Here is an 8036-nt window from a genome sequence, read left to right as displayed (position 1 = left end):
TTCCGGCCTTCGTGGGCAAAAGTAGCTATTGGGGCGCAAGCATTACAATCCATGCAGAGTGGCTAGTCCCGGGATCACGCTCGTGTGATAGTTCGAGTAAACCCGCCAGAAAACATTTACCGAGTGATAACCAATCACATGATGCAGATACGGTCCCAGCAGATGACGTTGACCATTCGTCGCCTTGACGCGTGAATCGAGGCGATACCGCCCTCACTGGGAGTTTTCACTCCCATGGGCCTCCCTTCGAACGTGAAACTACCTCACCGTGAGCTACACGGCATCAATCTGCTGAAGCCGCTGGAACCATGTCCGGAGTGTCTTCACCGAGACATCCATTGCATCACTGAGCGTCGTCTGTGTCAGTCGAATATCGGCCTGCTCACTCGCTAGATACACACACGCTACAGCGATACCGACTGGACCACCGTTAATCTCAGCAGACTCAGTTGCTCGCTCTGCAACCCGGGTAGCGTCCTGCTTGACCGATATCGGAACATCTCTTGGCAACTCGGAGAAGACCTTCGGCACCCACTCGACCGGTCGCTGGGCTGGAATCGGGATCTCGAGTTCAGTCTGGAACGCCCGATATGCGTTCCACACTGCCGCTTTCGAACAGCGGGCGTTAGTTGCGATCTCGTCCATCTGCACGACTGTGTTGCACCGACAGGCCACATAGACGGCTGCCGCCGCTCCGCTTTCGATGGAACGACCAACCAGCAGGTTCTCGTTCTGTGCCTGCTCAAAGAGTTTCGACGCCTGCTTACGAACTGATTGTCCGTACTCTAGTGCGCCGACCAGTCGCCGAATCTCGCCCAGCCCATGCGCTAGATTCCGGTCTCGCTTGGACTCGAACTTCGACCGACTGTGGAGCCGACGCTGGCGATTGAGTCGCCGGCGTTTCTGCGGCGAAATATTGCCCTCACTGGAAAACCCGACCTTGGTAGACAGGCCGCCGTCGTGCATCGTTACCGTCTGGGGCGCACCAGTCCGCTTGCGCTCTGCACGGTCGAACGACCGCCACTCGGGCCCATAATCAACCGGAGAATCCTCAACGACGAGCCCACACGATTCACAGTGGGTCTCTTGATTGGTCTGTACGAGGTCGCCGTTACATTCAGGACAATACTGTGTCGAGACGCTCGATTCGCGTCGCTGGAGAGTTCGTGAAGACATTGGAAGACTCCTCACCCTCTGTGGGAGGCGTAAAATTCGCCGAGAGTGACCCGCCTACGCATCCGGCAGTCGGCCGTCGGGCCGTGGAACCAACCTGGCTCGAATCTCGATATCGACCCGCCGAAGGTGCTTACACCGGGACGCGTCATCCGGGCAACTACATGTCTCTTCAAGGACGTCTACCTCGTAGACGCTATCTGACGCCGAGTGTACCTCGTACCGACCCGGCTTTTGCAAAAAGGCAACGTCGATAGCCTCGCGTTTCGCTCGCTTCGTTCGTGGGTCGTCGTCGGGTTCGACTGTGAACGGGCCGTTGCTTGACTGAGGAACAGAGTCCTTGCCGGCTGTGGCCTGTGCGACACCACCGTCAGGGACTGCCCGTGTTGGGTCAGCCTCGACGTGCAACCCGAACTGATCGTCAAGTGCATCCTGATTCGCCCACTCAGGAATTGGCCGCTCGCCGATGACGAACGCGACCCGACGCCGGTGCTTACAGGTAATAGACGGCCGATGCGAATCGTCGGGACACTCACAGCGTCCCTCAGCCATATCGACCAGATATTCCGACCCTGACGAAGAGACCACCAGATACAGGCCTGGTGCATCTCGGACTCGTCCGACCGAGTCCAGTACCGACATCACCTCAGTCAGCGCTGCGACCGTCCGGTCGTCTATATTGGCACGGTTACTGGCCATCGATGGCCTCCAGGGCAGCAACGGTAGTCGTGAGCGAACTCTCAAGGATGGCGATAGCAGTGGACATTGGTACAAGCGACGAGCGTTCCCGGTGGAACGCCCCTCACCCCGCTGGGGCGCACAAAATCGCTGTCTGCGGCACTCCGTCAAGAATCAGACTCGCTCATTAACTGCTCGTGGACGTCGGGATTCACGACGGTCGCAACACCCTCGACGTCAGTCAATCCATACTCCTCCCGAAGCAGATCGTGTATGTCGTTCGCGATGGCTGTCGCCTCGTCGGGAACCGCTGGCTCATCCGCGTGGGCCGGGATGTCGTCGGGGGCGATACCATGGACTTCGATGAAGAGACGCTTGTCACTCATCGCCGTCACCCCGGCGGAGTTCACGAGCTCGTAACCGAAGTTTGTCTTGGACGTGCGTTCGATTCTGATGCTTCGTCTCATAGGCCAGATACGCCTGAACTGTTTCAATAGAGTCCATACAGCGAATTCCAGCGAGAATCGGCTGGAACTGATTACCCGACAGGAGTCGCTCGGGTGGCAGGTCCTTGAGGACCACATTGTCACTGTCGTCGCTCATCAGACAGCCTCCCGATGGCCCCACATCTCGACAATCTTCATGATGGCGTCGACGATGGCTCGGGTTTGCTGTCGGCGTGATGCTTGCTCGTCGATATCGACGTCCAACTGTGCCCGGAGTTCCAGGATATCCGGCGTAGTGAGATTGGCCGATTGTCGGGCGATAGTCCGCAGGACCAGTGCTTCAAGGTCAGCCGTTGCTACTCGCTGGTCGCAAACGATAGCTATGACGGACTCAACGAACGTACGCTGCTGATTCGAAGTCGAGACACCGGGCCAGTTACAGTGAGGCTGATTCTGTGACATCCTCTCACCCACCAGAGGAACACAAAATTCGGATGGCTGAGAAATAGATGCCGTCCCACTCTATTGGAACGGCAGTTCAGCAACGATATGCGTCCATATTTAGTCCAGTAGATGTGACTGGGTCATTCATAATCGCCGGAAAGTGAGTAATGACGAACCACTCGTCGGAATGCACGAGTGGGAAATCACTGATGGGTTAAATGTCAAATACGTCGAGCCCAGTTCGTTCGTCGCGGTGATGAGTCAGCGGCGTCTCACCGAGTGTCACGAGAATTTCGAAGGTCCCTGAAACTCGTGCACCCGAGCAGTGGCCACCTAGTGACTCAAAGGAGTCATCAGCTACTTGGATGTGAGTGTGAATCTTGTCCGGCCCGATGTTTCCCAAGAAGCTCGTCACCTCGAACTGACCGGAGAACTCCTCTTCACTGTACTCTTGGGCATCAGTATCGTAATGGCCGAGTGTTACACGGTCCACAGCACCGATACCGCTCAGGAAGCCGTTCTCGATATCGTACTCATCGCGCAGTTCTTCAAGTGAGTCGAGAACCGTCTCTCCCGGGTCAAGGCGAGCGACGATTCGATCGTCGTTATGTACGTGATCCATTGGTCGCGTTCCTTCTATTGATGGCATCATACTTTGGCGTATTGTTCGAAATGTCGGCCACCGTCTCAATATAGTGAATTTTGCTTGATTGGTTGCCGATAGATCTTAACGCTCTTCACCCGGTTCGCCCTCAAACACTTCGCCCGAGGCCTGTGCAAGACGATGCTCGGCAGCGATGGTATCGGTGTCGTCGGTTGCTTCGTCCTGTGCCTGTTCGTCTGTCGCCTTCTGCTGGTCGGTACTCATGCTGAGTCTCTCACCCGTCAGAGGCGCATAAAATCAGGATGCGGACGCTCTGAGAGACGCCCAGCTGTCCAGCGCGCCACAAATACGTCTCGTGGCTTCGGTACTGGAGCAGGTTAACTAACCCTGTCGAATGTAGCGGCTCTGAACCCTCTGAGAGTGATAGGAGTGGTATGTTGCACACAGGGGTTACATTTAGCAGTTGGGGAGATATACTCTTCTTAGGTGTTGGTAGTCGGTGGCCACGATGCACAGACAGGAGTGAAACTAGTGACTGTTGCATCGGTTTCGATTATAAGTCGGACCGAGATACAGTCACTTTCAGTATCGGCTGGGGGCACGTGTGCTTGCCACGAAGTGTTCGAGTCAACTCTGGTATAGACGGTCCAGTTGGCCGAATCACCCCTCCATGCGGAATGGTTGAGAATGGCGCTATCTATGCTTCCGAAATCGCTCTCGTTTGCTGGGGGTGAGATTCCATCGAGGGCAACGGACGCTCCATACACGGGCTCAGAATCGCTTTCGACGAGAACGTGGATTGTATGCCCAGTATCGTCACTGTTCTCCACAGTGATTTGCCCAAGTTCGACGTTCCCATCGCTCTCGCCAATTATTGCTGAACAGCCAGCAATCAAGACTAAAAATCCCATTAGGAAAGTCAACACTGTTTGCCGTTTGCCGAAAGGGAGGACCATGTTCTCATCCCTTCTGGAGCTAACAAAACTTTTGGCTTTATCTGAAAAATTCACAATGCTACTGAATAGCCACTTTATCCTGCTTCGGTTGAAAACAAGATCATTGGAGCGCCGTCTGCCAATCACATAGACGGCTAGTGCCCTCCCTGGAAACACACCACTGTTTCCGCTAAAAAACCACGTAGTATTGGTGGTACGTTTTCACTCGAGACATGGAGTGGTGTCTCAGAAGTCGCGGCTATAGATATTTACAGCGCTCAGCGAGAGATAGTCCTCGTAGCTTAGTTCTCAATAGCGTCAATCAACTCAGCCGCCGAACTCGAAATTCGGTCTAACCGGTCTCGGACCGTCGCCGGCGCATCTTCATCCCACACCGCCAGATAGAACGCCGAATTGTCCGGGTCCAACTCGAAGTGCCGACTGACGATGTAGGCCACCGCTTCAGCCTCGACCTCTAAGCGAGATTTCTCCTCACCCGGCTCGCGCTCGAAGTGCATGGTCGCGTGGGCAAACTCGTGAATCAACGTGCTCGCAAGATCAGCCCGGTTCTCGCGGTCAATCACCTCCACGACCGGATTCATCGTCGTCGGACTCCGCCGTTCACATACCCCGCGTGCCGACCCGTGGCTCCACTCGTCGGGAGCGACGATAGTCGCATCCACACCGATAGCGTTGGTCGCGGCCAACAGGTCTTCGACGAGCCCATCTGCATCACCATAGGCTTCGGTTTTGAGGTCGGGGAGTGGCTCGCCCTCAGTCTGAGAGATATCGAACACGCTGGTTGGCCGAAACCCGACCAACCCGCGAGACCACTCGTCGGAATCAGTTTCGTCGTACTCACACTCCGTATTCGCGTGATAGGACGGCGAGTTCCCACACTCGGGACATTTGTTCGTGATGATGGGGGCCCAGGTCCAGATGGCGTCCTCGCCTTGCTGGACGTGCCGGTCGAACTCCGCTTGCCACGTATTATACCCGGCGACCTTGGTCGCATTGGGACACTGTAACTGGATGAGCAGCGTGTTCCGGGCCGAGTAATCGTGGAACTTGCTTTGGACCTCCAGCCACTGCTGGAACTGTTCGCTGGCCTGGGCCTCGTCGGTCAGTTCGGCAAGGTCCTCGACCCACGAATCGAGCTGATCGCGCATATCGTCGGCTCGGGTGTCCGAATCGTCGAAGGAGTGCGTAGTTTGCTGGTGAGACGTCTCTGCGTCGGGAAGGTCGGTTTGGATTGTCGCCATTGGATTCTGTCGGGACGCACTCTCGGGTACGCCCCCGCACCTCTCACGGGGGGCAGAAAATGGCCGGCTGGGAGCTACTCGTCGTTCCGTGCCTTCGCGGCCGCCCAACCCTCATGAAAGTACGCGAGCGCTTGGTTCGACTCGAAGACTTCTCCTGATGGCGAGTGGGCGAGCAGTTGCTCCGCTGGGATGACGTCGATCACTCCCGCAGCACGGAGGTCCTCGACGAGATCGTCTGCGAGCGACTCGTCGATACAAAGTGAATCCATTCCTGTGTCGCGGTCGGTAGCTAGCTGGCGACGCTCGAACCGTTCGTAATCTGGAATCGTCTCGTCCATAGTGTCTCGAGAGGTCGCCCCCTCACTCTATTCGGGGTTCAGAAAACTGACTAACCAACAATCAGCAAGTTATCCGCCGAGGTGTTGGTTAGCAGCACACCACTCTGTCCGGAGCTTTTTGAACCAAAGCGCAGTCAGGTCGGCAGCTTCGGTGCGACCATGAACTGACAGACGCCTTCGGCGTCGGGGAATGGTGCGCTGAGACGTACGGGATTATGCTGGCCCACCTCTAACTTTCGAGGAGACTCACCGGGCAGGGCACGGTCGATGGTGCGAAGCCGGCTCGTTTCGAACCGCGCCAGCGCGTCGGCAGGCTCGAACGCGACCAGTTCCTGTGGTTCACGGCGGTACACCATACTATCGACGTCGCCGTTGGCGCAGAACCGAAGTTCCCCATCATCAGTGTCGACGTCAATTTCGACCCGTTCCGAGAGAACACTAGCGGCAGACAGCGCGAACGAGAGGTCCGGTCGTGAGATATGACACGTCGCCGGCGATTCGATCTCGGGCAGGCTCGGCGGCGTTCTGATGGACTCGGTCGGGATAAGTTCGGCCGTCCGGGTGACTCCGTCGACGTCCACCTCGAGTTCGCTCGCACTGGCGTTCAGCGTAAGTTGCCCAACGTCGCCTGCACCACCGACTGACAACGCATCCACGACGTGCTGAACGTTCACGCCGAGGACGCCCTCCGTGACGTCGAAGCGGTCGAACGACGCTGCATCCACTCGCAGTTCGAGCATCGAAACACATTCGGCGTCGATGGCCCGCATTGCAAGTCCATCCGCCGAGACAGCTATCCGACATTGCTCGACGAGGCTGGCGGCCACCTCGAAGATGGGTTTCAGGACCGTGACGTCGGCCGCAAGGTCGAACTGCGTCGGGACTGGCCCAGTAAAGGGCGCAGTCGTATCCTTTGCCTCGGGATTTGTGCCGCCGTCGGGCGTGTCGGGCGTCTCGGTTGCTGGCTCCTGTTCGTCGGCTGGCTGCTGCTGATCGGTACTCATTGTGACTTCCCTCGCCCATCGGGGAAGCACAAAATCGACACGCGCAGAACGATGCGGATCGACGCCCCCGCTCAGGGCACGACCGTCGCGATGCGGTCGGTGCGATACTCAACGGTCCACGTCCCATACGACTGTGTGAGGCGATAGGTCCGCACCGTCGCGACATCTTCGAGAGCGCCGGCGGGTGTTTCCCAGTGGAACTCGTAGCCAGCGACCACCTCTCCGTCCTGTAGATACCCGACCGGATACTCGGGTCCATCCCACTCGGCGACGATCGTCTCACCGCCACGAGGTGGCTGGATACCTCGTCCGACGCTGCCCTGGATACTCGATGGGTCGGTCGTCAATGACGCCAACTGTGCGAGGTCCCCGGCGCTGATCGCCCACTGCTCGTCGGCCTCGTCGTCGACGAAGACGTGCTGTGTCTCGCCGCGGGACCGCTGATACTCGACGCTCGTGATCCGGCCGCCCAGCGAGTCTTCGATGAGCCAGATGAACTGGTGGACGCCGTCGAGGACTGTCTGGTTCTGTTCTTCGATTGCTATTGTGCTGGTGTCGGTCTCGACCTCGGTCGTGAGCCGCCCTTCAGTAGGCCGGTCGACTGGCGCACAGCTACATAGCAGCGTGCCTTCAGGGCCAGTCAAGACCCACGGCTGGCGACCACAGGGAATGAGCGAATACTTCGAAGCGGAGTATCGCCCACCGCCAGTGAGCACGCGTAGTGCTTTCTCGATTACGCTGCCGTCGAACCCGTAGCCATACTGAGCACCGAGTCCATCGACGAATGTCACGTCTGTTTCGACACTGCTGAACTCGCCGTAGGTGTTCGGAATCGAGCGCACCTCGTCGGTGCCGTACTGCCCAACGTAAGCTCCGACATCGCCATCAATAATCCAGCGAGTCTGTTGTTGGTGGGCTCGACCACCAGAGGTGTGAATACTCGAGTACGGCCGACGAGTTGTGAGGCCCCAGTCGTTATCGGGATCACTCCACGACATGCCCTCGCGGTCGGGTGCGGGTGTGATGGTTGCACAGCGAGCGACACTCTCGGCGTTAGGTGTGAGGTCGGTCCCATCGCTACTGAACGCACTGAGTGGTGAATCAGTCATCGGAATTCCTCTCCACCCGCTGAGAGGGCACAAAATCCACAGT

10 protein-coding genes and 1 pseudogene are annotated in these 8036 nt (G+C 57.6%); all 11 read right to left on the bottom strand.

The annotated features are described in order from the left end of the window. Positions 1–273: 273 nt before the first annotated feature. The 11 genes and pseudogenes from EGH23_RS18680 to EGH23_RS18630 all read right to left on the bottom strand — a co-directional run bounded on the left by EGH23_RS18680 (position 274) and on the right by EGH23_RS18630 (position 7993). Positions 274–1176 carry a transcription initiation factor IIB gene (locus EGH23_RS18680; protein ID WP_220581498.1) on the bottom strand — a complete coding sequence of 301 codons (903 nt, stop codon included), beginning with the start codon at positions 1174–1176 and terminating at the stop codon, positions 274–276. A 54-nt stretch (positions 1177–1230) separates the two neighbouring features. Then, positions 1231–1872, bottom strand: a complete 642-nt coding sequence (locus tag EGH23_RS18675) for an SWIM zinc finger family protein (protein ID WP_220581497.1) — start codon at positions 1870–1872, stop codon at positions 1231–1233. Positions 1873–2018: 146 nt separating this feature from the next. After that, entirely contained in the window at positions 2019–2237 is a 219-nt protein-coding gene (locus EGH23_RS18670; RefSeq protein WP_220581496.1) for a hypothetical protein, read from the bottom strand. After that, positions 2230–2454: a DUF8129 domain-containing protein gene (locus tag EGH23_RS18665; RefSeq protein ID WP_220581495.1), complete on the bottom strand. Its 225-nt coding sequence runs from the start codon at positions 2452–2454 to the stop codon at positions 2230–2232. The genes EGH23_RS18670 and EGH23_RS18665 overlap by 8 nt, the downstream gene beginning before the upstream one ends. After that, complete coding sequence (locus EGH23_RS18660; protein ID WP_220581494.1) at positions 2454–2759, bottom strand: hypothetical protein; 306 nt, start codon at positions 2757–2759, stop codon at positions 2454–2456. The genes EGH23_RS18665 and EGH23_RS18660 overlap by 1 nt, the downstream gene beginning before the upstream one ends. Positions 2760–2955: 196 nt before the next feature. Continuing rightward, complete coding sequence (locus tag EGH23_RS18655) at positions 2956–3363, bottom strand: PPC domain-containing DNA-binding protein (protein WP_220581493.1); 408 nt, start codon at positions 3361–3363, stop codon at positions 2956–2958. Between the two features lie 105 nt (positions 3364–3468). Continuing rightward, positions 3469–3609, bottom strand: coding sequence for a hypothetical protein (locus tag EGH23_RS18650; protein ID WP_220581492.1), 141 nt, complete (start codon positions 3607–3609; stop codon positions 3469–3471). A gap of 973 nt (positions 3610–4582) precedes the next feature. Then, a complete protein-coding gene (locus tag EGH23_RS18645; RefSeq protein WP_220581491.1) occupies positions 4583–5542 on the bottom strand; it encodes an ArdC-like ssDNA-binding domain-containing protein in 960 nt (319 codons plus the stop codon). A 74-nt stretch (positions 5543–5616) separates the two neighbouring features. Further along, positions 5617–5883: pseudogene (locus EGH23_RS18640) on the bottom strand (DUF8069 family protein); the annotation flags it as partial. A gap of 131 nt (positions 5884–6014) precedes the next feature. Continuing rightward, a complete protein-coding gene (locus EGH23_RS18635; RefSeq protein ID WP_220581489.1) occupies positions 6015–6884 on the bottom strand; it encodes a beta clamp domain-containing protein in 870 nt (289 codons plus the stop codon). A 71-nt stretch (positions 6885–6955) separates the two neighbouring features. Next, positions 6956–7993 carry a hypothetical protein gene (locus tag EGH23_RS18630; protein WP_220581488.1) on the bottom strand — a complete coding sequence of 346 codons (1038 nt, stop codon included), beginning with the start codon at positions 7991–7993 and terminating at the stop codon, positions 6956–6958. Positions 7994–8036 lie beyond the last annotated feature (43 nt).

The organism is Haloarcula nitratireducens, from assembly GCF_019599505.1.
This window is presented reverse-complemented; position numbering and strand designations above follow the sequence as displayed.